This window comes from Pseudomonas sp. QS1027, from assembly GCF_002814235.1.
Taxonomy (GTDB): Bacteria; Pseudomonadota; Gammaproteobacteria; order Pseudomonadales; family Pseudomonadaceae; genus Aquipseudomonas.
Genome location: NZ_PHSU01000043.1, coordinates 72,505 through 96,712, shown reverse-complemented (window position 1 = coordinate 96,712; position 24,208 = coordinate 72,505). Strand labels below are relative to the sequence as shown.

At 62.5% G+C, this 24,208-nt stretch carries 26 protein-coding genes and 1 riboswitch; of the genes, 12 read left to right on the top strand and 14 right to left on the bottom strand.

From position 1 onward, the window contains the following. Positions 1-57: 57 nt before the first annotated feature. Positions 58-444 (bottom strand): MAPEG family protein, encoded by a 387-nt coding sequence (locus tag CWE01_RS32540; protein WP_100944658.1) that lies wholly within the window; start codon positions 442-444, stop codon positions 58-60. A gap of 233 nt (positions 445-677) precedes the next feature. On the opposite strand from CWE01_RS32540, the gene CWE01_RS32535 reads away from it, so the two are divergent. Beyond that, entirely contained in the window at positions 678-1,847 is a 1,170-nt protein-coding gene (locus tag CWE01_RS32535; protein ID WP_100944657.1) for an MFS transporter, read from the top strand. A gap of 83 nt (positions 1,848-1,930) precedes the next feature. On the opposite strand, the gene CWE01_RS32530 is transcribed toward CWE01_RS32535, so the two are convergent. Next, the gene (locus CWE01_RS32530) at positions 1,931-2,338 is read right to left on the bottom strand and encodes an acyl-CoA thioesterase (RefSeq protein WP_100944656.1); all 408 of its coding nucleotides are present in this window, start codon (positions 2,336-2,338) and stop codon (positions 1,931-1,933) included. A gap of 316 nt (positions 2,339-2,654) precedes the next feature. Between CWE01_RS32530 and CWE01_RS32525 the strand changes: the two genes are divergently transcribed. From CWE01_RS32525 to CWE01_RS32500, 6 genes are all read left to right on the top strand, one after another. Next, entirely contained in the window at positions 2,655-3,158 is a 504-nt protein-coding gene (locus tag CWE01_RS32525) for an inclusion body family protein (protein ID WP_100944655.1), read from the top strand. A gap of 121 nt (positions 3,159-3,279) precedes the next feature. Then, positions 3,280-3,792, top strand: a complete 513-nt coding sequence (locus tag CWE01_RS32520; protein WP_100944654.1) for an AidA/PixA family protein — start codon at positions 3,280-3,282, stop codon at positions 3,790-3,792. Positions 3,793-3,937: 145 nt separating this feature from the next. Then, a riboswitch (S-adenosyl-L-homocysteine riboswitch) is annotated at positions 3,938-4,044 on the top strand. Between the two features lie 21 nt (positions 4,045-4,065). Beyond that, positions 4,066-5,475 (top strand): adenosylhomocysteinase, encoded by a 1,410-nt coding sequence (locus CWE01_RS32515; protein WP_100944653.1) that lies wholly within the window; start codon positions 4,066-4,068, stop codon positions 5,473-5,475. Between the two features lie 186 nt (positions 5,476-5,661). Then, positions 5,662-6,507, top strand: a complete 846-nt coding sequence (gene metF / locus CWE01_RS32510; protein ID WP_100944652.1) for a methylenetetrahydrofolate reductase [NAD(P)H] — start codon at positions 5,662-5,664, stop codon at positions 6,505-6,507. Between the two features lie 112 nt (positions 6,508-6,619). Then, positions 6,620-7,375 carry an ABC transporter substrate-binding protein gene (locus tag CWE01_RS32505; RefSeq protein WP_100944651.1) on the top strand — a complete coding sequence of 252 codons (756 nt, stop codon included), beginning with the start codon at positions 6,620-6,622 and terminating at the stop codon, positions 7,373-7,375. A gap of 439 nt (positions 7,376-7,814) precedes the next feature. Then, complete coding sequence (locus CWE01_RS32500) at positions 7,815-9,701, top strand: DEAD/DEAH box helicase (RefSeq protein ID WP_100944650.1); 1,887 nt, start codon at positions 7,815-7,817, stop codon at positions 9,699-9,701. A gap of 171 nt (positions 9,702-9,872) precedes the next feature. Here CWE01_RS32500 and CWE01_RS32495 read toward each other — a convergent pair whose 3' ends face one another. Next, positions 9,873-10,469 carry a YceI family protein gene (locus tag CWE01_RS32495; RefSeq protein ID WP_100944649.1) on the bottom strand — a complete coding sequence of 199 codons (597 nt, stop codon included), beginning with the start codon at positions 10,467-10,469 and terminating at the stop codon, positions 9,873-9,875. A 31-nt stretch (positions 10,470-10,500) separates the two neighbouring features. After that, positions 10,501-11,052, bottom strand: coding sequence for a cytochrome b (locus tag CWE01_RS32490; protein ID WP_100944648.1), 552 nt, complete (start codon positions 11,050-11,052; stop codon positions 10,501-10,503). A gap of 284 nt (positions 11,053-11,336) precedes the next feature. Here CWE01_RS32490 and CWE01_RS32485 point away from each other — a divergent pair, with 284 nt between their 5' ends. Together CWE01_RS32485 and CWE01_RS32480 are read left to right on the top strand one after the other, a co-directional pair. Beyond that, a complete protein-coding gene (locus tag CWE01_RS32485; RefSeq protein ID WP_100944647.1) occupies positions 11,337-12,743 on the top strand; it encodes an adenosylmethionine--8-amino-7-oxononanoate transaminase in 1,407 nt (468 codons plus the stop codon). A gap of 171 nt (positions 12,744-12,914) precedes the next feature. After that, positions 12,915-13,634: a 16S rRNA (uracil(1498)-N(3))-methyltransferase gene (locus CWE01_RS32480; RefSeq protein WP_100944646.1), complete on the top strand. Its 720-nt coding sequence runs from the start codon at positions 12,915-12,917 to the stop codon at positions 13,632-13,634. Positions 13,635-13,676: 42 nt separating this feature from the next. On the opposite strand, the gene CWE01_RS32475 is transcribed toward CWE01_RS32480, so the two are convergent. After that, positions 13,677-14,294, bottom strand: coding sequence for a hemolysin III family protein (locus tag CWE01_RS32475; RefSeq protein WP_100944645.1), 618 nt, complete (start codon positions 14,292-14,294; stop codon positions 13,677-13,679). A gap of 307 nt (positions 14,295-14,601) precedes the next feature. Between CWE01_RS32475 and CWE01_RS32470 the strand changes: the two genes are divergently transcribed. The 3 genes from CWE01_RS32470 (at position 14,602) to CWE01_RS32460 (ending at position 16,690) form a co-directional block, all read left to right on the top strand. Beyond that, complete coding sequence (locus tag CWE01_RS32470) at positions 14,602-15,165, top strand: chromate transporter (protein WP_100944644.1); 564 nt, start codon at positions 14,602-14,604, stop codon at positions 15,163-15,165. A gap of 3 nt (positions 15,166-15,168) precedes the next feature. Next, complete coding sequence (locus tag CWE01_RS32465) at positions 15,169-15,711, top strand: chromate transporter (protein WP_100944643.1); 543 nt, start codon at positions 15,169-15,171, stop codon at positions 15,709-15,711. Between the two features lie 64 nt (positions 15,712-15,775). Further along, positions 15,776-16,690, top strand: a complete 915-nt coding sequence (locus CWE01_RS32460; protein WP_100944642.1) for a LysR substrate-binding domain-containing protein — start codon at positions 15,776-15,778, stop codon at positions 16,688-16,690. Positions 16,691-16,694: 4 nt separating this feature from the next. On the opposite strand, the gene madM is transcribed toward CWE01_RS32460, so the two are convergent. The 9 genes from madM to mdcA all read right to left on the bottom strand — a co-directional run bounded on the left by madM (position 16,695) and on the right by mdcA (position 23,982). Further along, complete coding sequence (madM, locus tag CWE01_RS32455; RefSeq protein ID WP_100944641.1) at positions 16,695-17,459, bottom strand: malonate transporter subunit MadM; 765 nt, start codon at positions 17,457-17,459, stop codon at positions 16,695-16,697. A 1-nt stretch (position 17,460) separates the two neighbouring features. Then, positions 17,461-17,877 carry a malonate transporter subunit MadL gene (gene madL / locus CWE01_RS32450; protein ID WP_100944640.1) on the bottom strand — a complete coding sequence of 139 codons (417 nt, stop codon included), beginning with the start codon at positions 17,875-17,877 and terminating at the stop codon, positions 17,461-17,463. 65 nt (positions 17,878-17,942) lie between these two features. Then, positions 17,943-18,872 (bottom strand): malonate decarboxylase subunit epsilon, encoded by a 930-nt coding sequence (gene mdcH, locus CWE01_RS32445; protein WP_100944639.1) that lies wholly within the window; start codon positions 18,870-18,872, stop codon positions 17,943-17,945. Beyond that, positions 18,869-19,498 carry a malonate decarboxylase holo-ACP synthase gene (locus tag CWE01_RS32440; protein WP_100944638.1) on the bottom strand — a complete coding sequence of 210 codons (630 nt, stop codon included), beginning with the start codon at positions 19,496-19,498 and terminating at the stop codon, positions 18,869-18,871. Before CWE01_RS32440 ends, mdcH begins: the two co-directional genes overlap by 4 nt. Before the next feature lie 6 nt (positions 19,499-19,504). After that, a complete protein-coding gene (gene mdcE, locus CWE01_RS32435) occupies positions 19,505-20,308 on the bottom strand; it encodes a biotin-independent malonate decarboxylase subunit gamma (RefSeq protein WP_100944637.1) in 804 nt (267 codons plus the stop codon). Further along, complete coding sequence (locus tag CWE01_RS32430) at positions 20,305-21,156, bottom strand: biotin-independent malonate decarboxylase subunit beta (protein ID WP_100944636.1); 852 nt, start codon at positions 21,154-21,156, stop codon at positions 20,305-20,307. Before CWE01_RS32430 ends, mdcE begins: the two co-directional genes overlap by 4 nt. Then, positions 21,149-21,448, bottom strand: coding sequence for a malonate decarboxylase subunit delta (locus CWE01_RS32425; RefSeq protein ID WP_100944635.1), 300 nt, complete (start codon positions 21,446-21,448; stop codon positions 21,149-21,151). The genes CWE01_RS32430 and CWE01_RS32425 overlap by 8 nt, the downstream gene beginning before the upstream one ends. Further along, positions 21,448-22,305 (bottom strand): triphosphoribosyl-dephospho-CoA synthase, encoded by an 858-nt coding sequence (locus tag CWE01_RS32420; protein WP_100944634.1) that lies wholly within the window; start codon positions 22,303-22,305, stop codon positions 21,448-21,450. Before CWE01_RS32420 ends, CWE01_RS32425 begins: the two co-directional genes overlap by 1 nt. After that, positions 22,306-23,982, bottom strand: coding sequence for a malonate decarboxylase subunit alpha (mdcA, locus tag CWE01_RS32415; RefSeq protein WP_100944633.1), 1,677 nt, complete (start codon positions 23,980-23,982; stop codon positions 22,306-22,308). It abuts the gene before it with no gap. Positions 23,983-24,208 lie beyond the last annotated feature (226 nt).

Below are 24,208 nucleotides of genomic sequence, written 5' to 3'. Positions count from 1 at the left end.
GCTTGCCCGCGAAGAAGCCCGTACAGACGCTGCACAACCCAATGACTGAAACGCCCTTCAGATCGAGACGAAAAAGAACGCCGCAATCAAGGCTATCCCGACAAACCACACCAGCGAGCGCAGTATCGCCCAGTCCGCCAGGTAGCAGATGATGTAGAGCAGGCGACTGGTGATAAACAGCACCGCCAGCACATTGATGGTCACCAGTGACGCCGTGCCGACGAAATGAGCAATGATCACCGCCGCCGCAAAGGCCGGGTTCACCTCGAAGCTGTTCAACTGCGCCGAATGGGCCCGCTTGGCGAACCCTTCAAGACCGGCGAGAAAGGTTCGCGGATCATGGTTCTGGCGCAGGCCGAACTTGCCGCCACTGAACTTGGCGATGCCGATACACAGGTAAGGCAGGCAAAACGCAATCAATACACACCAGAAAGCCGCGGTCATAGCAAGGTCCTTGAAGAGTGCCCGGGGGCGTCGCCGACAACACTAGCGCATAACCGGACACTCCACAGAAACCGATTCGCCAACGGTGTGTGGCTGTTTATACTGACCGCACCACGCCGCACTTCATGCGCATAGACCTATTCCAATAAATTCCGCTTCTGCTCGATCGCTCACTCGCGATCGGGCCAGTGGCATGCGTACACCCGGCCCCACAGCCCAGAGAGATCAACCGCATGCCACTCGCCTTGCTTGCCCTCGCCGTTGCCGCCTTCGGCATCGGCACCACCGAATTCGTCATCATGGGCCTGCTCCCCGATGTCGCCCGCGACCTCGGCGTCAGTATTCCCAACGCCGGCCTGCTGATCACCGGCTACGCCCTGGGCGTGGTCTTCGGTGCGCCGATCCTGGCCATCGGCACCGCGAACATGCCGCGCAAGGCCACGCTGCTGGGCATGACCCTGATGTTCATTCTCGGCAATATGCTCTGCGCCCTGGCGCCGAACTACGCCACCCTGATGGCGGCGCGGGTGGTCACGGCGTTGTGCCATGGCGCGTTCTTCGGCATCGGTTCGGTGGTGGCCGCCGGACTGGTCGCGCCGAACAAGCGAGCCCAGGCGATTGCGATGATGTTCACCGGCCTGACCCTGGCCAATGTGCTCGGCGTCCCCTTGGGCACTGCCCTCGGGCAATACGCCGGCTGGCGTTCGACCTTCTGGGCCGTGTCGGTGATCGGCGTGATCGCGGCCATCGCGCAATGGGTCTGGCTACCGAAACATATCGCCATGGACAAGGCCAACCTGGCCAGCGAGTTCCGTGTCCTGGGCAAGACCAATGTGCTGCTGGCCCTGGGCATGAGCGTGCTGGCCTCGACCAGCCTGTTCAGCGTCTTCACTTACATCGCGCCAATCCTGCAGGATGTCACCGGCGTCAGCCCCCACGGCGTGACCCTCATGCTGCTGTTGTTCGGCGTCGGCCTGACGGGAGGCAGCATGCTCGGCGGCCGCCTGGCCGACAGCCGCCTGCTGCCCTCGCTGGTGGGCATGGCCCTGGCGGTGGTGCTGGTACTGGCCGCGTTCAGCCAGACCAGCCGCTCGGTCATCCCGGCGGCGATCACCCTGGTACTGTGGGGAGTCTTTGCCTTTGCCCTGTGCCCGATCCTGCAACTGCTGATCATCGACCAGGCCCACGAAGCGCCCAACCTGGGCTCGACCCTGAACCAGAGTGCCTTCAACCTGGGCAATGCCACCGGCGCCTGGATCGGCGGACTGGTGGTCGGCAGCGGCATAGACCTGGCGGACCTGCCCTGGACCGGAGCCTTGAGCGGCTGCGTCACGCTGCTCGCGGCGCTGTTCTTTATCTTTCTGCAGCGACGCAATCGGCAGCTGGCCAACACCCCGGCTTAAGCGCCGGGGTCTTTCACCACAGGTCGATACTTCAGCGGAGCGCCGGGCCGGCCAAAAACAGCCTTATGCCACAGCCCGGAGAATCACTCCTGGGCCGCCTCGTCTTCCTTGAACTGATCCTTCACGTAGCGGATCTCGGTCCGTCCGTGGGGCGACGGCAGGCCATCCTCGCCGAGGTTGACGAAGACCATCTTTTCCACGGTCAGGATGCTTTTGCGGGTGATCTTGTTGCGCACTTCGCAGGTCAGGGTGATGGACGTGCGGCCGAACTCGGTGGCGGTGATGCCCAGTTCGATGATGTCGCCCTGGCGCGAGGCGCTGACAAAGTTGATCTCGGAGATGTACTTGGTCACCACGCGCTGGTTGCCCAGCTGGACAATCGCATAGATCGCCGCTTCCTCGTCGATCCAGCGCAACAGGCTACCGCCGAACAACGTGCCATTGGGGTTGAGGTCTTCGGGTTTGACCCATTTGCGGGTGTGGAAATTCATGCGTTCTCCTGACCGTCGTGCCGCCGGATGAAACTATCCGGCAGGCCTGAGCCCTCATGGTAGAACGCTTGCCCACCCGACTCCAACCACCCATGACCACTAGTCGAAAAATGACCGAGTATCCACGGAGTCGTTTGACAGCTTTTCGCCCTTGTCTATTCTCCGACCGTGACCTGCTGGAACGGACCCAGCATTCAGCCAACCGGAACTTGGCAACGTAGCGTCATCAGACGAACGCGCAGGACGCGCAAGCTCCGCACGGCCATGGGTAACCAGCATTTCACCCTTGACCCACTACCAAGTAAGGACGCTTAACATGTCTAGAGTCACTGATGTACTCGTCAGCTTTGACACTGAAACCATCCTGAAAAAATACCCCAACCCCAGCCGCAACCCCGACCAGCCGACGTTGATCGACTGGCAACACGTCTACATGATCACCAACCAGGACAACGTGGTCAGCGGCCAGGCCGGTGGCGAACTGGATCTCAAGGCGCAGGTCGGCGACCTGATCCGCTGGCGGGAAACCAGCCTGTCCCTGGGCTTCGAGAAGTCGGTGATTTTCTACCGGTTCATCGGCAACGTCGGCGCCAACCTGATCTCGACCCCGACGCCACGCAAGGCGACCGCCTCGTTCGCCCAGCCCAACACCAGCAACCCGGTCATTCCGACCTGCCAGAAAGTCGACAACTACTACTGGTCGTCCGAGACACTGGAGACCGGTCGCGTGACCTATCACTTCAATTTCATGATCGTGGACCGCGACTGCAAACCTTGCGGCTACTTCTCCTGGGATCCGTTCATCACCATCCATAACTGAGGCGGCTGTTGTGCTGACGCTTCGTGGCCAACGCGAAGCGTCATCCCTGGCGGCCTGCCACGGCTGACCGCGGCAACCTGGCCAGGGCCCAGCATCGGCAGACTCAGGGAAGGAGACCTCCATGCCCCAAGACGCATTCGACAGACACCTGCTGTTCATCCTCGACAGCGAAACCCTGCTCGAGAATCATCCCAGCCCCAGTGCCTCGGCTGACTCGCCGACCACGACCCAGGCCCGCCACCTGTTTATCCAGGGCGCCCGCCCGGAAGGCTGGCAAGGCCCGGACGAACAGCCCTTCAACCTCTCGGCATCCCCCGGGGACAGCCTGCATATTCGCTTTGCGCCGATTGCCCTGCGCGGCGAAAACCTGCTTTTCGTGCACGACCTGCAGGTCCTGGACAACAGCATCCTCAGCCCCGCGACGGCATCCACCCGGTCCGGCGTCCAGCTGGCACGGCCGCGTTTCGACAACCTGCTGGAGATTGAAACCGAAACAGCGGACGACTTTTTCTGGGAGAGCCGCCTGAACGCCCACGGTCGTACCGGCATCGATATCCGCTTTGCCCTGCTGGGGAACGACTGCTCGATCCTCGGCTATTTCTCCATGCCCCTGGAACTCGACTTTCACCCCTGACCCCCGTCTGGAAACCTTCCGCGTCGACCCCTGCGGGTCGGCGCGACAGATTGCGTTCTAATAACTTGGGCAAGTCCGAAAAGCCGCGTTATAATCTCCACCGTTTCAAAACGGTCATCTTCTCTTGATACCGTTTTCCCGCCACCTGTCCGAGGGGCGCTGCAGCAGGCTCGACCTGTCAGGCTCGGATGGGGCGTTGTTCGTTCAGGGCTCCCTGCACGGACACTAAACGCACAACGGCGCCCATTCGCATACTACGAATGGAGGCTCTTAATGAGCGCTGTCAACACGCCTGCAGATTTCAACGACTACAAAGTCGCCGACATGTCCCTGGCTGCCTGGGGCCGTCGCGAAACCATCATCGCCGAATCGGAAATGCCGGCCCTGATGGGTCTGCGCCGCAAGTACGCCGGTGAGCTGCCGCTCAAAGGCGCGAAGATCATCGGCTGCATCCACATGACCATCCAGACCGCCGTGCTGATCGAGACCCTGGTTGTCCTGGGTGCCGAAGTGCGCTGGTCGTCCTGCAACATTTTCTCGACTCAGGACCAGGCCGCTGCCGCCATCGCCGCCGCCGGTATCCCGGTCTTCGCCTGGAAAGGCGAAACCGAGCAAGAGTACGAGTGGTGCATCGAGCAGACCATCCTGAAGGACGGTCAGCCTTGGGACGCCAACATGATCCTCGACGACGGCGGCGACCTGACCGAGATCATCCACAAGAAATACCCGGCCATGCTGGAAAAAATCCACGGCGTGACCGAAGAAACCACCACCGGCGTGCACCGCCTGCTGGACATGCTGGCCAAGGGCGAGCTGAAAATCCCGGCCATCAACGTCAACGACTCGGTGACCAAGAGCAAGAACGACAACAAGTACGGCTGCCGTCACAGCCTGAACGATGCCATCAAGCGCGGCACCGACCACCTGCTGTCCGGCAAGCAAGCGCTGGTCATCGGCTACGGTGACGTGGGCAAGGGCTCGGCCCAGTCCCTGCGTCAGGAAGGCATGATCGTCAAGGTTTCCGAAGTCGACCCGATCTGCGCCATGCAAGCCTGCATGGACGGTTTCGAAGTGGTTTCGCCGTTCATCAACGGCCTGAACGACGGCACCGCCGCCAGCATCGACGCGGCCCTGCTGGGCAAGATCGACCTGATCGTGACCACCACCGGTAACGTGAATGTCTGTGATTCGAACATGCTCAAGGCCCTGAAAAAGCGCGCCGTGGTCTGCAACATCGGTCACTTCGACAACGAAATCGACACCGCTTTCATGCGCAAGAACTGGGCATGGGAAGAAGTGAAGCCACAGGTGCACAAGATCCACCGCACCGGCCATGGCGATTTCGATCCACAGAACGACGACTACCTGATCCTGCTGGCCGAAGGCCGTCTGGTGAACCTGGGCAACGCCACCGGTCACCCGAGCCGCATCATGGACGGCTCGTTCGCCAACCAGGTACTGGCGCAGATCTTCCTGTTCGGCCAGAAGTACGCCGACCTGTCCGCCGCTCAGAAAGCCGAGCGCCTGACCGTGGAAGTGCTGCCGAAGAAACTCGACGAAGAAGTGGCCCTGGAAATGGTTCGCGGCTTCGGCGGCGTGGTCACCCAACTGACCAAGACCCAGGCCGACTACATCGGCGTGGCCGTCGAAGGTCCGTTCAAGCCACACGCTTATCGCTACTAAGCAGCTACAAGCGGGAAGCTTCCAGCGGCAAGAGAGAGCCACAAGCTCGACTTGCCGCGCCAGGCTCTCCACTTGTCCTTAATTGTCAAAACAGTTTCAGGCCGCCCGCTTCAGGTTCAAGAGCCCAGCGCACCTCCGCTGCTCTTGCTGCCTGCAGCCGGTAGTTTGTTGCTGGAGGCTTCCTCCATGTCCCAAGATCGTCGCTACAGCTTCGAGTTCTTTCCGACCAAGACCGATGCTGGGCAAGAAAAACTGCTCGCCACTGCCCGTCAGTTGGCCAGCTACAACCCCGACTTCTTCTCCTGCACCTACGGTGCCGGTGGCTCGACCCGCGACCGCACGATCAACACCGTGCTGCAGCTCGAGAGCGAAGTAAAGATTCCCGCCGCGCCGCACCTGTCCTGCGTCGGCGACAGCAAAGCCGACCTGCGCGGCCTGCTGCAGCAATACAAGAACGCCGGCATCCAGCGCATCGTCGCCCTGCGCGGCGACCTGCCTTCCGGCATGGGCATGGCCAGCGGCGAGTTGCTGCACGCCAATGACCTGGTGAGCTTCATTCGTGAAGAGACCGGCAGCCACTTCCATATCGAAGTCGCCGCCTACCCGGAAATGCACCCGCAAGCCCGCAATTTCGAAGACGACCTGAACAACTTCGTGCGCAAGGCCAACGCCGGTGCCGACAGTGCGATCACCCAGTACTTCTTCAACGCCGACAGCTACTTCTATTTCGTCGAGCGCGTACGGGCAATGGGCGTGAATATCCCGATTGTCCCGGGGATCATGCCGATCACCAACTACAGCAAGCTGGCACGTTTCTCCGACGCCTGCGGCGCGGAAATTCCACGCTGGATCCGCAAGCAGCTGGAAGCCTACGGTGACGACACCAAGAGCATCCAGGCCTTCGGCGAGCAAGTGATCAGCGAGATGTGCGACCGCCTGCTGGAAGGTGGCGCGCCAGGGCTGCACTTCTACACCCTGAACCAGGCGCAACCGTGCCTGGCGATCTGGAACAACCTGAAGCTGCCGCGCTGAAAACTGCAAGCCCCTGGAAATCCGGGGGCTGCAACCTCGTTACCCGCGCAAGTCCTCCAGAGAAAACGCGCCAGAGCTTCTATTCGCCGCTCTAGCATCGTAATCTCCAGCCATGTCCGTCATTGCCCAACTTCTGACAGCCGTGTTTTTTGCTTGCCTGAGCTTCGCCGCTCAAGGTGAAAAGCTGCGTATTGTCACCGAACCCTGGGCCCCCTACGTCTACGAAGAAAACGGCCAGGCCAAGGGGCTCGACTACGAAACCACGGCCATTGTCTTCCAGCGCCTGGGTGTCGAGGTGGAGTGGCAGTTCCTGCCCTGGAAACGCTGCCTGATGCTGCTGGAACAAGGCCAGGCCGATGGCGCCCTGGATATCTTCCACTACCGCGAGCGCGACAACCACCTGCTCTACCCCGGCGAGCCCCTGTCGGAAGTGGAGTTCGTGTTGTTCTACGCCAAGGCCCGGCCTCACCCGTTCACAACCCTCGACGACCTCAAGGGCCTGACCCTCGGCACCTCGCCCGGCTATCTGTACGGCTCGGTGTTCAAGGACACCACAGGCCTCAAGCGCGAAGACGGTCCCACTCACGAAGCCAACTTCGGCAAGCTGGTCCGCGGCCGCATCGACCTGCTGATCACCGATCGCCGGGTCGGCCAGCGTCTCCTCAAGCAGCTTCAGTTGCAGGACCAGGTCGAGCAGTACCCGACGGTGATTGCCCGGGAAAGCCAGTACCTGGCGATTCGCCGCAACGCCGGGATGGACCTGCTGGTCCAGCGTTTCGGCGCCGAGCTGCGGCGTTTCAAGCGTGAACCGGCCTATGCCGCACTAGTCGCCCGCTACACCGATCAGGCCAAAAACCCGCAGCCTTGACCTGTAGGAGCCGGCTTGCTGGCGATGGCGGCCGATCAGGCGATGCAAGGCTCACGGGCCTCATCGCCAGCAAGCCGGCTCCTACAAAAGCCACGCGTATTGGCACCACGGTAGTGAAAGCACAAACCGTTGAGCAGCAGGAAAGCGGCGCGCGGCGTTTGCTCTGTTATACTCCGGCCTTCCCGCCAGGCTCACGCCCGGACGCTCGACCTTGCACCAGGTATTCCGACACTGCGACCAGCGCCGCCCAATGGCCCGCGCGAGCAGTGCGTAGAGCCTCAAGGCCCAGCAGGACCGGACGGGATGCGCCCCAGGGGTCTGCAAGAAAACTCGTCGGGCCGCAAGACATGCGGCCAGCTTTCCTCTTGCAGAACCTGAAACGCCATTCGCGCCAGGCAAGATTCCCATCGGGCCAAGCCCTAACTGAACAGGATTACTCATGTCCTTTGCTTCCCTCGGTCTCTCCGAGGCTTTGGTCGCTGCCATCGAGGCAGCCGGCTATACCGAGCCTACTCCGGTGCAACAGCGGGCTATTCCCGCCGTGTTGCAAGGTCGCGACCTGATGGTCGCGGCACAGACAGGTACGGGTAAAACCGGAGGCTTCGCCCTTCCGATTCTGGAACGGTTGTTTCCCAACGGTCACCCGGACAAATCCCAGCGTCACGGCCCGCGCCAACCGCGCGTGCTGGTCCTGACCCCGACCCGTGAACTGGCTGCCCAGGTCCACGAGAGCTTCAAGGTCTACGCTCGCGACCTGAAGTTCGTCAGCGCCTGCATCTTCGGCGGCGTCGGCATGAACCCACAGGTTCAGGCCATGTCCCGCGGTGTCGACGTGCTGGTTGCCTGCCCGGGTCGTTTGCTCGACCTGTGCGGCCAAGGCAGCGTCGATCTGTCCCACGTGGAAATCCTCGTGCTGGACGAAGCCGACCGCATGCTCGACATGGGCTTTGTCCATGACGTGAAGAAGGTCCTCGCGCGCCTGCCGTCCAAGCGCCAGAACCTGCTGTTCTCGGCGACGTTCTCCAAGGACATCACCGACCTCGCCGGCAAGCTGCTGCACAACCCGGAACGCATCGAAGTCACGCCGCCGAACACCACGGTCGAGCGTATCGAACAGCGTGTGTTCCGCCTGGCCGCGAGCCACAAGCGTTCGCTGCTGGCGCACCTGATCACCGCCGGCGCCTGGGAACAGGTCCTGGTGTTCACCCGTACCAAGCACGGCGCCAACCGCCTGGCCGAGTACCTGGACAAGCACGGCCTGAGCGCTGTCGCCATCCACGGCAACAAGAGCCAGAACGCTCGCACCAAAGCCCTGGCCGACTTCAAGGCGGGTGAAGTGCGCATCCTGGTGGCCACCGATATCGCCGCGCGCGGCCTGGATATCGACCAGTTGCCACACGTGGTGAACTTCGAACTGCCGAACGTCGACGAAGACTACGTGCACCGTATCGGCCGTACTGGCCGGGCCGGTCGTTCGGGCGAGGCCATTTCCCTGGTCGCACCGGACGAAGAGAAGCTGCTGAAAAGCATCGAGCGCATGACCAAGCAGAAAATCGCCGATGGCGACCTGATGGGTTTCGATTCCAGCGCTGTGGAAGCCGAGAAACCGGAAGTGCGCGAGCGTCCGGATGTGCGTAACCCACGCACGCCTCCACGCGGTCCGAAGGGCGATGGCCCGAACGGCGGCGGTGGTGGTGGCGGTCGTCGGGATAAGGGCAAGGACAAGGGCGGCAAGGAAAAAGCCCCTGCCAACGGTCGCGGTGAGCGTCCGGCCCGTGAGCAGAAGCCCCGTGAAGGGACTCCGGCCCGCGAACAGCGTCAGCCAAGCCAGCCGCCACGTGCGGCAGCCGATCGTGCTCCGGACGAGTTCCTGGATGACGATGTGGATAACTTCGGTAACCGCGTTGACTACGTGCCTCAGGCCAAGCCGGCTCAGGGCCGTGGTCGTCGTCCGGGAGCTCCGGCTCAGGGTGGCGCTGCGGGTGCGGGTGCAGGCGCTCCGCGTACTGGGCAACCGCAAGGTCGTCAGAATGGTCCGCGCAGCAGCAACGGCGCGACTACCGGGACTCCGCCGGCCAAGCGCAGCGGTCCGCGTAATGGCGCTCCGCGTGATGGGCAAGCCCGTCGTGAAGAGTCGCGTAACCGTCGTCCGGCGCGTGATGATCAGCCTCGGGAAGAGCCAGCGGTGCAGAACCCGCGTGGGCCTGGGCCGAAGATCATTCATAAGGAGTCGAAGAGTGATCGTTTCCCGACGCCTGAGCAGTTGGATCAACTGCCAGGGCGTCCTCGCGGTGAAAAGCCGGCGTTGTTGACTCGCAATCGCTGAGTTGATGGTGCAATGAAAAACGCCCCCGGTTCGTGAGAGCCGGGGGCGTTTTTTTGTCTGGCGCAAAGTGCTGAAATCAACACCGTACTGCAGGAGCATGGCTTGCCAGCGAAGGCGTCCTCAAAACCGCCAAAAGCTTCGCGGGCAAGCCCTGCTCCTACAGACTCAGCATTACTTCGCTTTCACACCTTCAAACGAAACATACAGCTCTACCGCATCGGACGCTGGACCCAGGTCCATCATCTTGCCGAAGTCCGAACGCTTGATATGCGCTACACCTTCGAAACCAGCACGGTAGCCGCCCCATGGATCCTTGCCTTCACCCAGGAAGGTGGCCTTGACCACGATCGACTTGGTCACGCCGTGCAGGGTCAGGTCGCCCGTCACGTCAGCCGTGTCTTTACCATCGGCATTCTTGCCAGTGGACTTGACGCTGGTGGAAACGAACTTGGCATCGGCAAACTTGGCAACGTCCAGGAAGTCTTTGCTGGAGATGTGCTTGTCACGCTCGGCATGGTTGGTGAACACGCTGGCGGTACGCACGTTGACTTCGATCTTGCTGTCTTCAGGCTTGGTCGCATCAAAGCTGAACTTGCCGTCCAGGTCCTTGAAGGTACCGGTGATGAAGCTGTAGCCCAGGTGGCTGATCTTGAAGTCGACGAAAGCGTGCTGGCCTTCCTTGTCGATCACGTAATCCGCAGCCATCGCCTGACCGGCAACAAACAGTGCAGAACCGATTGCCAGAGCGGCGAGAGTCTTTTTCAACATACTTCTATTCCTTTTGAGTCGAGGTTGAACATCAGGCTTTGCGACCCAGCATGCGGGTCAGCGTCGCATCACGGTCGATAAAGTGGTGTTTCAGAGCAGCCAGACCATGGAGAACGGCAAAGATCACCACCGTCCAGGCCAGGAACAAATGCACACTGCCGGCCACATCCGCCTGATCGGGGATGCTGGAAATCCAGGCGGGCACTTCAAACAGGTTGAACACCGGAATCCCGACACCTTCGGCGGTGGAAATCAGGTACCCGGAAAACATCAAGGCAAACAGGCCGAGATAGAGGAACGCATGACCGAACTTGGCACCCAGGCGGGTCAGTCGACCATGATTGGCCGGTGACGGCGGCGGCGGGCTGATAAAACGCCAGATCAGCCGCAGTACCATGACCCCGAACAGGGTCAGGCCGATGCTTTTATGCAGGTCCGGAGCCGCCTTGCGCCACTCGCTGTAGTAATCGAGCCCGACCATCCACAGGCCCAGCGCAAAAAGACCAAACACCACCAGGGCAACGCCCCAATGCAGGAAGATACTGACAGCACCGTAGCGAGAGGATGAGTTGCGTAGCTGCATTGCCGGAATCCTGTAAGTGATGCGCCCAAGACTAATGGTTTACCTATCGAATTAAAGCGGAAAATTTCGCTTTGAAATATCGAAAAATACGATCATCAGTCTGAGACGAACGGGTTAAGAAAATATTAAGGTCGATCGCTACGGTGAACACCCGGGCGTGAGGTTTTATTCGCCCCGACACTGAGGCGACTGCGCTGCCATGGGTTGTCCTGCGGCCGCGCATTGCATAGGCTTGCGCGATTGTGTGTCCGCCTGCGTCGCGGACAAGCGCCCGGAGAGTGGAAATGAGCCTGAATAACCAGTGGATGCAACGCGACCTCGCGGTGGTATGGCATCCCTGCACCCAGATGAAAGATCACGAACAACTGCCGATGATCCCCATCAAGCGCGGCGAAGGCGTCTGGCTGGAGGATTTCGACGGCAAGCGCTACCTCGACGCGGTCAGTTCCTGGTGGGTCAACGTGTTCGGTCACTGCAACCCGCGTATCGGCCAGCGGATCAAGGACCAGGTCGACCAGCTCGAGCACGTGATCCTCGCCGGTTTCAGCCATCAGCCGGTTATCGAATTGTCCGAACGCTTGGTCAAGATGACGCCCGAAGGGCTGACCCGCTGCTTCTATGCCGACAACGGTTCGTCCTGTATCGAAGTCGCGCTGAAGATGAGCTTTCATTACTGGCTCAACCGTGGCCTGCCGGACAAGAAGCGTTATGTGACCCTGACCAACAGCTATCACGGCGAGACCGTGGCGGCGATGTCGGTGGGCGATGTGCCGCTGTTTACCGAAACCTACAAGGCCCTGCTGCTGGACACCATCAAGGTGCCGAGCCCGGATTGCTACCTGCGCCCGGAAGGCATGAGCTGGGAAGAGCATTCGCGCAACATGTTCCTGGTCATGGAACAGACCCTGGCGGAAAACCACGCCAGCGTCGCCGCGGTGATCGTCGAGCCGCTGATCCAGGGTGCCGGCGGCATGCGCATGTACCATCCGGTCTACCTCAAGCTGCTGCGCGAGGCCTGCGACCGGTATGGCGTACACCTGATCCACGATGAAATCGCCGTCGGCTTTGGCCGTACCGGGACCATGTTTGCCTGCGAGCAGGCCGGTATCCGCCCGGATTTCCTCTGCCTGTCCAAGGCCCTGACCGGCGGCTACCTGCCGCTGGCGGCGTGCCTGACCACCGAGGACGTCTACAGCGCCTTCTACGACGACTATCCGACCCTGCGGGCGTTCCTGCATTCCCACAGCTACACCGGCAATCCACTGGCCTGTGCGGCGGCGCTGGCGACCCTGGATATCTTCGAACAGGACAACGTGATCGAGAACAACAAGGCTTTGGCCCAGCGGATGGCCAGTTCCACCGCGCATCTGGTGGACCATCCGCATGTTGCCGAGGTCCGTCAGACGGGGATGACCCTGGCGATTGAAATGGTCCAGGACAAGGCGAGCAAGAGCGCCTATCCGTGGCAGGAGCGCCGTGGCCTGAAGGTCTTCCAGCACGCCCTGGAGCGCGGCGCGCTGCTGCGGCCGCTGGGCAGCGTGGTGTATTTCCTGCCGCCTTATGTCATTACGCCGGAGCAGATCGATTTCCTGGCGGAGGTCGCGAGCGAAGGGATTGATATCGCCACCCGCACGGGTGTCAGCGTGGCGGTGCCGGCCAATTTCCATCCGGATTTCCGTGATCCGGGCTAGGATATTGGCCTGAGCTCATCCGGTGCCTGTGATAACGCCTTCGCCGCAACGTTCCCACCGTATTTGAGTCAAGCCCGAATGTTGTGCTCGACACAAAACCTGTGGGAGCGGAGCTTGCCCGCGAAGAGGCCCTCCCAAGCAACACACCACTTCGATATCCAGAGATTCACCATGCGACTGTCCCGCTTCTTTATCGACGCCCCCCTGAGCCTCGGCGAACACGAACTGCCCGAGGCCCAGGCCCACTACATCGGCCGCGTGCTGCGCATGGCCGAAGGTGACGCCCTGCAAGTGTTCGACGGTTCGGGCACGGAATTCCTCGGCACCTTGCTGGAAGTCGGCAAGAAGCGCGTGCGCGTGCAACTGGCCGAAAGCTTCGCCGGGCAGACCGAATCCCCCTTGCGCATCCACCTCGGCCAGGGCCTGTCCCGGGGCGAGCGGATGGACTGGGCGATCCAGAAAGCCACCGAACTGGGCGTCAGCGAAATCACTCCCATCGTCAGCGAACGCTGCGAAGTCCGCCTCAAGGACGAGCGCGCCGACAAGCGCCTGGCCCACTGGCGGCAGATCGCGATCAGCGCCTGCGAACAATGCGGCCGCTCGACGCTACCGGTGATTCATCCGCCGCTGTTGCTGGCCGAGTGGGTGAAACAGACCGCAGCCGAACTCAAGCTGGTGCTGCACCCGGTGGCCGAGCCGCTGACCAGCCACCCCAAGCCGGGAACACTGGCGTTCCTGATCGGGCCCGAAGGCGGCTTGTCGGACAACGAAGTGGCCCAGGCCGCGCAAGCCGGTTATCTGCCGGCGCGCCTTGGCCCACGGGTGCTGCGTACCGAAACCGCGCCAGTGGTGGCGCTGGCGGTGGCCCAACAGCTGTGGGGCGATTTCTAACCCCGCGTCCTTCCTGGTACGTGATCTTGAGTAATGGGTAACTCAGATCACATACCAGGAAATCGCCACAAAATGCAGCACGCTGCCGGCAATCACGAACAGGTGCCAGATCCCATGGGCATGCCGCAGCCGATGATCCAGGGCAAAAAAGATAATCCCCAGGGTATACAACGCCCCACCGGTCGCCAGCCAGACAAACCCCGCCGTCCCCAGCGCGGCGAGCAGCGGCTTGACCGCCACCAGCACGATCCAGCCCATCACCGCGTAGATCACGATGGACAGGATCCGCGCTTCGGAACGCGGCTTGATCTCCTGCAACATGCCGATCACCGCCAGGCCCCAAACGATCCCGAACAGCGTCCAGCCCCAGGGCCCGCGTAATGTCACCAGGCAAAACGGTGTGTAGCTCCCGGCAATCAACAGGTAGATCGACAGATGATCGACCTTCTGCATGATCACCTTCGCCCGCCCGCGCACGCTGTGATAAACCGTCGACGCGCTGTACAGCAACAACAGGGTCACGCCATAGATCGCTACGCTGACAATCTTCCAGGGGCTGCCGTCCAGGCTCGCCACCACCAGTAACCAGATCGCCCCGATACACGCCAATACGGCCCCGACCAGATGGGTCCAGGCGTTGAGTCGTTCCCCGTGATACATCTGCCACTTACCTCGCTTGGTCAATACAACTGCGCCCAAGGCTCAGGCCTGACGGGCAAAAGCACAAGGGTCTTGGCATGACACCGTCAGGAAGAACCTCTCTCCAGGCACCTTCCCACAAAAAATAAAATCTCTACCTTCTATATATCGCGCCATAGATTAAGAAAAAAAGACCGACCCGGACAGAAAACAGAAAGCCGGGCCGTCCCCCCCTGGCGTGTCACGCCCGAACCGGTTTTACTGATGGCCCGTTGCTCGATCAACGGTGTCATGACCTGAACCCAGGCGTTCAACGGAGCCCACGCTGATGTCCGCGCCCGCACTTACCTCCCCTGCTCCTTCGCCCAGCCTCTGGCAACTCTTCTACAACTTCGCCATGGTCGGCCTGTTCGGTTTTGGCGGGGTCATGCCCTGGGCCCGGCAGATGATGGTGGACCGCCGCCGTTGGGTCGACGAGCCAGCCTTCAACGAACTGCTGACCACCGGCCAGTTCTTCCCCGGCCCGAACATCGGCAATGTCAGCATCATCTACGGCCGGCGCCAGCATGGCCTGGCCGGGGCTTGCGCGGCGTTGTTCGGGCTGTACCTGTTTCCGTCGATCATCACCGTGCTGGCGGGTTTCGCCTATGCCCGCTGGTGGAGCAATGACACGGTGCAACAGGTGTTCGGCGCCATCATGCCGATTGCCACCGGGCTGATGCTCGGCACCACCTTGCGCCTGCTCAAGGCCATGCCGCGCAACCTGGCCAACGGCTGCGCCTTCGCTGTGACCTTTGTCCTGATGGGGGTGTTGGTGCTGCCGTTATGGAGCGTCCTGCTGATCTGCATTCCGCTGTCGATTGCCCTGCGTTTTATCGACAAGCGAGCCTGAGCCATGCAGACCGTGCTGTTCCACCTGATGATCCAATGCGCGCTCTGGTCCCTGATGGCCATTGGCGGCAACACCGTGGCCCTGGGCGATATCCACCGCTACACCGTGACCCAGATGAACTGGATCAGCGACGCCCAGTTCGTCGCCTTCTTCGCGTTGTCCCAGGCGCTGCCGGGCCCCAATGGCATGTTCCTGGTGTTTATCGGCCAACAGGCGGCGGGCCTGCCTGGGGCGCTGGTGGCGCTGACGGCCAAGCTGCTGCCGTGCTCGATGCTGACCTGGTTCGGCGCCGGCTGGCTGGAGAAGCACACCGAGACGCCGTGGGTCCAACGGATCAAACGCGCCTTGCTGCCGATCTCGGTGGGCCTGATCCTCGCGGCCAGCTACATCCTGATCCGCAGTATGGAAACCAGCACCTTGAGTTTGCTGCTGACACTGGTCAGCGCCGCGGTGGTCTATTTCAGCCGGGTCAATGCCATCTGGTTAATCATCGTCGGTGTCGCCCTTGGTTTGCTGAGTAGCGCCCTGGGAACCCACTGGTTCTGAAAAAGCCCCAGCCAAAACCCCGGGACTTGGGCACAATCGGGGCATTCGAAAAAGAGCCCGCCCCATGCTGATCGACGAAGAGCTGACCCTGAAAAAGCTGGAGGTGTTCCTGGCCTTCATGCGCACCGGCAACCTGGCGCGAGCGGCGGCCGAGTTGCAGACCAGCAATGTCAGCGTGCACCGGGCCATCCACTCCCTGGAAAACGCCCTGCGCTGCCCATTGTTCAAACACGAAGGGCGCAATCTGACGCCGCTGGAAAGTGCCTATGTGCTGGAAGAGCGCGCGCAGAAGCTGATTCAGGACGTGGTCGAAAGTGTGCGCATGACCCGCGAAGCCGCCGGGTTCTCCGCCGAGCGCTTCAAGCTCGGGTCGCTCTATTCGCTGACGGTGAAAACCGTGCCGCAATTGATCATGGGCCTGAAGATCCGCCGCAGCGAACTCAATATCGACCTGATCCTGGGCTCGAACTTCGACCTGCTGTACAAGCTCAAGAACATGGAAGTGGACGCGATCCTGGTGTCGCTGGATGAGACCACCAACGACTCCGACTGCGAGCACCTGCCGCTGTTTTCCGATGATATTTTCCTGGCGACGCCCGCCGATTCACCCTTGTCCCAACAGGACGAAGTTGACCTGGCGGACCTGAAAGACATGACCTTCATTACCCTGACCCAGGGCTTCGCCACCCACCGGGACGGCAACCGGGTGTTCGAGCAGGCCGGGTTCGAGCCGAAGGTGGCGATGCAGGTCAACGATATCTTCACGCTGTTGAGCATGGTCAGCTCCGGCGTCGGTTATGCCTTGCTGCCGGGGCGGATTGCGGCGGTGTATGAAAACCGGGTGAAGCTGATTCCATTGCAGGCGCGCTACCGCCTGCAACAGCATATCGGCGTGGTGTTTCTCAAGGCCAAGGAGCGTGATCCCAACCTGCTGGCTCTGTTGGCGGAATGCCGCATGTATGCCAACAGGTTAGGCTGAATACTCAGCCCACCAGACCGCGCACAATGAAGAACAGCACCGAAGGCCCAAGCAGACAACCCAGCCCGGTATGGAAAGTCGCCGTCAGCGCGCCATAGGGCACCAAGCGCCGATCCGTCGCCGCCAACCCCGCGGTCACACCGCTGACAGTGCCCGCCAAACCACCGAACACCATCGCCGAACGCGGGTTGTCCAGGCCCATCCAGCGCGCCGCCACCGGTGTGCCGACCATCACCAGGATCGCCTTGATCAAGCCCGTCGCGATCGACAGCGCCACCACCTCGGAACTCGCGCCAATCGCCGCCCCGGTCACCGGCCCGACGATATAGGTCACCGCCCCGGCCCCAATGGTGGTGATGCTCACCGCATCGCGATAGCCGAAGGCCCAGGCCATGCACGAGCCGACAATAAACGGCAGCAGCGTGCCCAGCAGCAACGCCAACGCACCCACCAACCCGGCCTTCTTCGCCTCGGTCGCCTGGACCTCGAAGGCCGTGGCGACGATGGCAAAGTCCCGCAGCATCGCCCCGCCCATCAGCCCGACGCCGGAAAACAGCGCCACATCCGCCAGGCCCTTCTGCCCGCCGGTCAACGTACCGCCGATCCACGCCAGTACCAGGCCGATCGCGATGGCAATCGCCGAACCGTGGATCCGGCCATAGGTCAGGCGCTTGGACAGCACCACCGACACCCACATCACCAGGCCAACGCCGGCGAATGCCGTGATCAGCGAATTCTGTCCCAGGTCCTTGCCAATGAGATCCCACATATCAGCGACCTCCCGCGACAGTGGCGGTCGGTACAACCGCCGGCGGTTCATCGGGCAGCGGATCGCCTTTATGGGTCCGGCTGATCAGGGCAATCGCACAACCGCAGACCACCACCGACCCCATCGCCGCCAGCAGCGCCAGCGGCCCGCCGTGCAGCGCCGCGACCACGTTCTGGTTGGCGGCCATGGCGACCACCACCGGGATGTACATGGCGCCCCAGAAACCGACGCCCATCTCGCAATCCTTGGTCAGGCCGCCGCGCTTGTGCATCCACAAACGGACGCAGATCAGCAGGATCATCGCGATCCCGACCCCGCCGACATTGGATTTGACCCCCAGCAGCACGCCGAGCATGTCACCCAGAATCACCCCTGCCAGCGTACAGATCGCCAGCAGCGCCACACCGTAGATAATCATTCTTGTTGTCCTCACATTGCATTGTCGAAGTTGTTGTTTTTGTCCTTCGAAGCAGCAGCCGGTGTTTATCGGTGACGGCGTCCCTCCTCATCCAGCAGCGCCTGGAGGGTGTCCAGCCGGGCGCCGTCGAAAGCGATGACGGTGCCCTGCTCGAATACCCGGCGCGCCAGGCCGGTCAGGACCGACCCCGGAGGCATTTCAATCTGCAGGCGGGCACCGCGCTCATAGGCGCTTTGCACGGTGCCGCGCCAATCGACGACCCGGCGCATGTTGAACGCCAGGTCGTCGCGGATCTGTTCAGCACTACGCAGCAGCCGCGCGCTGCTGCCACTGAGGTAGCCCAGGCGCGGAGCCTGCATCGACACCTTGGCAAAGGCGTCGGCCAGTACCCGGGCCGGCTCATCCAACAGCGGGCAATGAGACGGCACGCTGACCGCCAGACGCCGGGCCACGCCGTCCTTTCTCATCAGAGCGACAAGCGCGCTCATGCCCTCGTCGCTCCCGGCGATCACGCATTGGTTATCGGCGTTGATATTCGCCAGATAGACCGGTGTACGCTCGCTGTGTACCTGGGCCAATAACTTATCCACAGCCGCCAGTTCCAATCCGATCAGGGCCGTCATGCCGTAGCCCTGTGGATAAGCCTGCTGCATCAGCTCGCCGCGCAGGCTGACCAGGCGCAGGGCATCGCTGAACGTCAGGCTCTCGGCCAGGACCGCCGCCGGGTAGGCGCCGATGGACAAGCCGGCGACATAAGCCGGCAGCGCAGTGTCTTCCAGCAACAGCCGGGCACAGGCCACGCCGGCGACCAGCAGGCAAAGCTGAACCGCCCGGGTCGAGGCCAGGGCTTGCGGTGTATCCAGCAAGCCCACGTCCTCGCCCAGCACATCGCTCGCTTCGTGCAGGCAGCCACGGATAATCGCGGCATCGGGCAGGCGATGCAGCATGCCGGGCTGTTGCGCGCCCTGGCCGGGAAACACCAGCAGGCTGCTCATGCCACGCGCTCCCGGATATCCCAGGGATCGAGCACCAACTGCACGCCGCTGGCCTGCTTGAGCATGACCCGCTGCGCCGTGCCCGCCCACTCCGCCAACGCCAACGCACCCAGCGGGGTTTGCAGTTGCAGGTCGACACGACAGAACGGGTTATCGAGTTGCTGCAACAAGCCACTGGCCTGACGGCGCGACAGCGGGTGCGGCACGCGCAGAATCAGGTCCAGGTCGCTCTGCTGGTGCAGGGTCGGCAAGCCGGTGGCCAACTCGAAACCGGCACTGCCGCTGACACCCCAGACCAGGCCCGACGCATTCAACAACGGCCGCAGGTAATGCAGCGCCTGCAAGGCCGGCCAGTCTTGTGCACAGACTTCAATATCGATAAGGGCTTCGGGTCGCACGCAACGCTCGACCAGCGCCCGAGGCATCAATGTGGCAAAACGCTGTTCACGCAAAACCCCGCGCACGCCCACCGGCAGTTGATCCGGCGCCGTCAGGGCCCGGCGCACCACCACCGGCTGGCCGAGACCCAGCGCCTCGGCCACCCAGCCCGGAGCGTCCTCCGGCAACTGCGCCGGGGTCAGTCCCCAGAGCAGGTCGTGGGGCAGGAAGTCGTGGTCAGCGCGCATAGCGGCTTACCACTGCTCGCGCAGCAATTGCCGGACCCGGCTCGACGCCGCCCGATTGCTCGCGCCCAGGCGTCCACTCAAGTCCGTGCCCTTGGCCGCCACATCGTGGATGGCTTCAACCAGACAGTCTTCCACCTGCGCCAGGTCGGCTGCCGTAGGCTGTTCGATCTGCTCCACACCCAGGATTTTCCACAGCAGGCCCAGGCTGGCGTAGCTGTCGATGTCATAGGCCATCGGCGGCACGCTGGCGGCCAGGGCCTCCAGTTCCTCGACGCTGCGCAAGGTCACCCGCGCCGCCGAGGCCTTGCCCATGGCATGCACCATCACCCCCGGATCGCGCAGGGCGATCAACCGATTGGCCTGATAGCCGTGGGCCAGAAACGCCCCGGACATCGCCTTGCCCACCAGCAGCGCGATCACCGCATGCCCCGCCAGGCGGGCACGGGCATAACTGTCCGCCGCACCGGCCAGGGCCTGGTGAATCCCCAGGGCTTCTTCACGACGGCCGTAAGCCTGGCTCGGCACATCGACAATGGCGATCAAGGCGCGCTTCTCGGCACGACCGCTGTCGGCCTCGATCACCTCATCCACGGCCTTGGCCAAACCCCAGCCTTCCAGCAACCCGACTTCGCCATTGCGGGCACGAACAAACCGGTTGGCCGGATCGGCTACCACCGTCAGAAAACGCACCGGCTGATCACCGAGTTGGCCGTCGGCGACTTTCAATGAAGGCGGCAGGCCGGACACTTCAACAGCCTCCGCCGCCAGCGCCTGGAACCAGTGCAAACCACGCAGGGAATAAGCGCTCATGGGCGATCTCCTTGGAAAAGACGGCGTACCGTGGCCGGATCGATTTGCGGCTCGGCATCCAGTTCGGCCAACCGTTGCAGGTACCTGTCCGCCTGCCGACTGCGTTGCACCTCGGGCAAACCGGCTTCCAGCAATTCGGCAATCTGTTGCCGGATCGACGCCACATCGTCAGCCACATAACGATCCACCAGGCCGCTGGCGAAACGTTGCTCGCCACCGGTCAGGCTCCAGATAAACGGCCGGTCGCGGGAGTCGTACTCGTCCAGTCCCGCTTCCTGTTCGATCACTTGCGGGCCGTTGAGGCCCAGACGGGCTTCCCGGGTCACCACCAGATAACTGCACAGCGCCGCCGCGATGGACATGCCGCCAAAACAGCCAACGCTGCCCGCCACCACGCCGATCACCGGCTGATAGCGACGCAGGTCGACAATCGCCGCATGGATATCGGCGATGGCCGCCAGCCCCAGGTTGGCTTCCTGCAAACGTACGCCGCCGGTTTCCAGCAGCAACACGGCGCGGGTCGGAATACCGTTGCGATTGTCTTCAGCAGCCAGCTCCAGGGCACCGGCGATTTTCGCGCCGCCCACTTCACCGAGACTGCCGCCCTGGAACGCACCTTCGATGGCCGCGATCACCACCGGCAAACCGTCGATGCTGCCCTTGGCGATCACCACGCCGTCGTCGGCCTGGGGCACCACGCCCTGGCGTTCGAGCCAGGGCGACATGACCCGGGCAAAGGGGTCGAGCAGTTCGCGAAAACTGCCACTGTCGAGCAAGGCCCGGGCGCGCTGGCGGGCGCCGAGTTCGACGAAGCTGTGCTTGTGCAACAAACGCTCGCTGTCAGTCATGGCCGATCTCCTCGAAACCTTGCTCCAGGCGCAAGCGGACCACGCCAGGGGTGGCACCGAAATCATGGATGTCGATGGACAATGCCGGCGGCAACTGGCCGTCGAACAGACGCTTGAACAGGTGCTGCCAGCGTGAGGCACTGCCATTCACCGAGGTGGTGACCTGGATCGACAAGGTGCCGGGATGGCCAGGTTCCAGCAGCACCTCCAGGTCACCCGAGCCGACACAACCCACCAGCGCCCGGCCTTTGGGCGGTTGCCCGGCGGGGAATTCAAAGGACAACTTTTCCATCACAAGGCTTCCTGTTCGAGGCGGTCGATCAGCAGGCAGGCGGCGAGCAGATCCGCCGCGCCTCCCGGTGAAGCGTTCATCGCCAACAGCTGTTGATCCAATTCATTCAGGCCGCGACGACCGGCCAGGCTGGCGCTACCGCCCGCCTCGAGCACGGCGCGGGCGCCCTGTTGCATGGCCTGCAAACCCGGCACGCCGGCGCGGTAGAGCACGCAGGTGTCGGCCAGGGAGGTCATGATCGCAAGCAGAGCATCCAGCCGGGCGTTCTGTTCGCCGTGGCCGGCGAGCCGGCTGCGCTTGAGTTGTGGCAGGCCGAGTTGGGTCACCGCCGGGAAACCCAGCTGCGCTTCTTCACGGGCACCGCGCGCGCCGTAACGTTGGGCGACCTGGCTGCCATGGCTGCTGCTGTTGGGGGCGTAGCGGTCTTCCAGCAAGGCCAGGCGGGCGGCGCGCAGGGTCAGGGCGTTGGCGCTGACGGCGCTTGGGTCCAGCGCAGCCGCAGCGACCAACAGCCCCAAGGCCCAGATCGCACCGCGATGGGTATTCACGCCGCCGGTGGTCTTGAGCATCGCCTGCTCGCCTTCGCGACCGATGCGGCCCAGGGCTTCACGCAACGACAGGTCAATGCTGTTGGTGGTGCTTGCCGCTTCGGCCATCTCCTTGAACATCGGCCACAGCGACAATGCCGAAGCATGCATCAGGCCCAGATGCAGATCGGTATGCGCACCGTTGCCACGGCGATCCACCAACGCCGGCTTGGGCGACAGGTCGGCTTCGTCGATCAGCGCTTCCACCGCGAAATCCGCCAGGCGCTCGGCCAATGACAGGGGTTGGGCTTGCAGATTGAAGGCATGCATTTACCAACTCCTGAATTTGGCGGGCGGGTTGTAGAGGCCTCCCGACCATTCCACCAGGTCGGCCACGCTCTTGGCCGCCAGCAACTCGCGGCTGGCATCGGTGCGCCGGATGCCCAGGTCTTCAGGCAAGGCGATCAACCCTTCGCGACGCATCCGCGCCGTGTCCTTGGGGTTATGCCGCAAGCCGATAGCGGTGACACCGGCCACGGCAGCAATCATTGCCTGGCGCTCTTCCAGGGAACGAGCCTTGTACAGGTAGGCGATGCCCTCTTCGGTCAGCAAGTGGGTGACGTCGTCGCCGTAGATCATGATCGGCGCCAGCGGCATCCCACTCTTCTTCGCCACTTCCACGGCATCGAGGGTTTCGACGAAGGTCGGTTTGCCGCCCTCCTGGAAGGTCTCGACCATCTGCACCACCAGCTTCTTGCCACGTTCGAGCAAGGCTTCGGGGGCATCACCGGTGTCGAGGCGCATATCGAGCCAGGCCGGGGTGCCATGCCGGCGACCGCGCGGGTCATGCCCCATGTTCGGCGCCCCGCCGAAACCGGCCAGCCGGCCACGGGTCACGGTGGACGAATGACCATCGCCGTCGACCTGCAAGGTCGCGCCGATAAACAGGTCCACCGCATACTGCCCGGCCAGTTGGCAGAACATCCGGTTCGAACGCAACGAACCGTCGCGCCCGGTGAAGAACACATCCGGGCGGGCGGCGATGTAGTTCTCCATCCCCAGTTCGGTGCCGAAACAATGCACGCTTTCGACCCAGCCACTTTCGATGGCGGGAATCAGGGTCGGGTGCGGGTTGAGCGTCCAGTTGCGGCAGATTTTGCCTTTCAGGCCGAGGGATTCACCGTAGGTCGGCAGGATCAGTTCGATGGCGGCGGTGTTGAAACCGATCCCGTGGTTGAGGGACTGCACATTGTGTTTTTCGTAGATCCCGCGAATCGCCATCATCGCCATCAGCACATGCACCGGCTTGATATGGCGCGGGTCGCGGGTGAACAGCGGCTCGATATAGAAGGGTTTGTCGGCCACCACCACGAAGTCGACCCAGGAAGCGGGAATATCCACCCGGGGCAACTCGCTGACGTCATCGACCAGTTGATTGACCTGGACGATCACGATCCCGTCGCTGAAGGCCGCCGGTTCGATCAGGGCCGGGGTGTCTTCGGTGCTGGCCCCGGTGTAGATATTGCCAGCGCGGTCGGCCATAAAGCCGGCGCTGAGCACCACATTGGGGATCAGGTCCACCACCAGGCGCGCATAGAGTTCGATGTAGGTGTGAATCGCGCCGATTTCCAGCAGGCCGTCTTCCAGCAACTGGCTGATGCGCAGGCTCTGGGTGCCGGCGAAGGAGAAGTCCAGCTTGCGGGCGATGCCGCGTTCGAACAGGTCCAGGTGCTCGGCGCGACCGACGCTGGGCATGATCATGTGCAAATCGTGGAGCTTGGCCGGGTCGGCTTTCACCAGGGAGCGGGAGAGGAAATCCGCCTGCTTCTGGTTATTGCCCTCCAGCACCACCCGATCGCCGGGCATGATCAGGGCTTCGAGGGCGGCGACGATCTTGTCGGTCGGCAACACCACGCCATCGGCGAGGGCTCGTACCCGCTCGAGACGACGCTGCTTCTCGGTGCGCCGCCGCGTCCAGCGCGAGTCGGGGGAATTGGGGGTTGTCATGCTCACTCCACGGGTTCGCTTTCGTGGAGTAGACAGTAGGAGTGAATCGCCCAGGCATCAATCAAGCCCAGCGGTGGATCGTTACGGTCAGGGTAATGGTTCTTTCAGATCGGAAGGGGCACCCCTGATGACATTTGCTCTTTTAGGGCCAGCGCCATGAAATGGGCCATTGAAAACGCCAGGATCCTGTAGGAGCCGGCTTGCTGGCGATGAGGCCGGTACATCC